This is a genomic window from Lentilactobacillus sp. (assembly GCF_040773105.1).
In the GTDB taxonomy this organism is placed as follows: domain Bacteria; phylum Bacillota; class Bacilli; order Lactobacillales; family Lactobacillaceae; genus Lentilactobacillus; species Lentilactobacillus parabuchneri.
In genome coordinates, this window is sequence record NZ_JAXGWW010000275.1 from 1 (window position 1) to 2,560 (window position 2,560).

Here is a 2,560-nt window from a genome sequence, read left to right on the forward strand (position 1 = left end):
CAAGTGCCTCAGCGACGATCACGCCGGCAACCGTCATTAAGCTTGAGAAGTTAACGGCGATGACCGCGATGGCAAAGATCAGCGACACAATACTCAGCATATACAGGAGAACGCGTTGGAAACTTTTCATCTGGTACTGATCAGTAATCGGATACACGTGGACAAACGCATTATCAGAAAAGTGGAAGTAAAACGGAATCAGCTGAAATCCAATCAAGTAGACAAACAATAAACTTAAAAAGATTGGCAGGATTTCGCCCTTTACAAAGACTAAGAACACCGTTCCGATCACCATCAGCCGAAAATACAAGCCGCTCATTTCGTTATCTCGAATAATCCCATGGGCATACAAATACAGATATGTGTTTTTCGGGATCAACTTGATTCGACCTAAAATGCCATCAAGATAACGACGTCGCCTAATTGATCCTTGCAGCATTGGGACGTCGGTAAACAAGTTAAAGAACTGATAAACGGTGTGCATCCGGCTGTTTTCGTCGGCAATCATCACTTTCCAGTCAATGGGGTATCTTGACCAGTGGTTGCGACTATAATAACTGATGCCTAAAGCCGCTACGGCCAAAGCAAGTCCCAACCAGTAATTAAGATAGATTGATAGACTAATTGACACGACTGGAATTAGGAAGCGAAATAAAAAGTGGTTGGAAAGCCAACGATTATTTAAACGGTATTTTCTGGCAAAGTCTGTATTCAACCAGGTTACTTTAAGGATGATAAGGGTTGCCAGTAAAAGGTACAAATCAGTTGCGGTCGTCTGCATCGTCACCTGAACGAATGGCATCAGCAAGACCCAAAAGAGAACTTGAACAGCGATTGCCAGGCCGAGGCTGTAATGAAATGCGCGTTTGAGGTACGCAAAAAACGCCGCTTCCTTTGGGAACAAGAAAACGTAGTCCGGATCTTCAACCAGGGTCGCGAATCGGCCAAGCTGGACACTCACTAAGAGGATCGCAATGGCCACGATTGGTGCCCACCATAATCCCGTGTGAAGCGTCTTTAAAACATTGGAATAGTAATACCCCAGGCCGCCAATCATAAACAGCAGTGCCAAGACAAAGTAGTCATTAAACACCAGCCTAAGGTATTTCATCATTTCTTTGAGATGGATGACCAGACGCTGCTTAAATAACTGTCTCATGAAGCATCGCCTTCCCTTGCCAACGTCAGATAAATATCATTGAGCGATTCACCCGCATTTGGAAATGCCTGGCGAAGCTCTTCAATCGTCCCCTCAGTCCGGACCTGACCGTCGTGTAACAGCACAAAGCGATCACAATTTCGTTGGGCCGTTTCAAGGACCTGGGTGGACATCAAAATGCTGGTACCCTGCTTTTTGCGTTCAGAGATTAAGGTTAATAAGTCGTTGACCGCCAGGGGGTCTAATCCCAAAAACGGTTCGTCAATGATAAACAGTTTGGCATCCGTCAAAAATGCACAAACGATCATGACTTTTTGACGCATCCCTTTTGAAAAGTTGTCAGGAAACCAGTCTAATTTGTTATCCAGTCTAAAAAGCTTTAATAACTGATGAGCACGTTTCCAGGCTGCATCCTGATCGAGATTGTAAGCCAACATGGTCATTTCCAGGTGCTCTTTTAAAGTCAGTTCCTTATAAACAATCGGTTGTTCGGGAATATAAGCAATTTGTTCTTTGTATTTTTTGACGTCATCTGTTAAAGACGTCCCATTAATTTTAATTGTTCCTTTAAATGGCGTTAATAAGCCAATAATGTGATTAATGGTGGTTGACTTGCCGGCACCGTTAAGTCCAATCAGGCCGACTAATTCACCATCCTTGACGTCAAAACTGACGTCTTTTAAAACAGGTACTTGAGAATATCCACCTACAAGGTTGGAAATTTCTAAGGTCATCATTTACCTCCGTGTTCATCATAAATTTACAAACAAGATTATACCATATAAATATTGCCCTTTGAATTCGGCAGAAACCACATTGATGTTATAATACCAGTAGTGTTCACAGAAAGAAGGTAGAGATTTTGAAAGATTGTATTTTTTGTAAGATTGTTAGAAATGAAATCCCGAGTTATACCGTTTATGAGGATGACATTGTTAAAGCGTTTCTCGATATTTCTCAGGGGACGCCGGGACATACGTTGGTTATTCCTAAGAAACATATCGCAAATATCTTCGAGTATGATGAAGAGCTTGCCAGCGAAGTTTTCGCGCGAATTCCAAAGATTGCCCGGGCTGTCAAGGCTTCCAATCCTGACATCAAAGGAATGAACATTTTGAACAACAATGGCCAGGTCGCCTACCAATCCGTTTTCCACTCTCATTTTCACTTGGTGCCAAGATACACCAGCAATGATGACTTCAAGATGATCTTTAAGGATAATTCTAATAAGTATTCTCCGGACCAACTGAAAGAAATTCAAGAATCAATTGAACAGCATATGGGTGATTAATGATGAAAACAGTCTTTAAAATTGTGGGCGCCACGGCAGTCGTTGCCGGTGCCTACTTGTACAGCCGAAACGAAACACCGTCTGAATTCGTCGAGCGGGCTAAATCGACC

Annotated in this window: 3 protein-coding genes; 1 reads left to right on the forward strand and 2 read right to left on the reverse strand. The window is 42.7% G+C overall.

Features of this window, described 5'->3' with window-relative positions; genetic code table 11:
* The coding region (locus AB3112_RS10610) for an ABC transporter permease (RefSeq protein ID WP_367334466.1) at positions 1-1,159 on the reverse strand (1,159 nt) is incomplete at its 3' end.
* The gene (locus AB3112_RS10615; RefSeq protein ID WP_367334467.1) at positions 1,156-1,893 is read right to left on the reverse strand and encodes an ABC transporter ATP-binding protein; all 738 of its coding nucleotides are present in this window, start codon (positions 1,891-1,893) and stop codon (positions 1,156-1,158) included. The genes AB3112_RS10610 and AB3112_RS10615, both read right to left, overlap by 4 nt.
* Before the next feature lie 125 nt (positions 1,894-2,018).
* On the opposite strand from AB3112_RS10615, the gene AB3112_RS10620 reads away from it, so the two are divergent.
* The gene (locus AB3112_RS10620; RefSeq protein WP_171031851.1) at positions 2,019-2,450 is read left to right on the forward strand and encodes an HIT family protein; all 432 of its coding nucleotides are present in this window, start codon (positions 2,019-2,021) and stop codon (positions 2,448-2,450) included.
* The last annotated feature ends 110 nt before the right edge of the window (positions 2,451-2,560 follow it).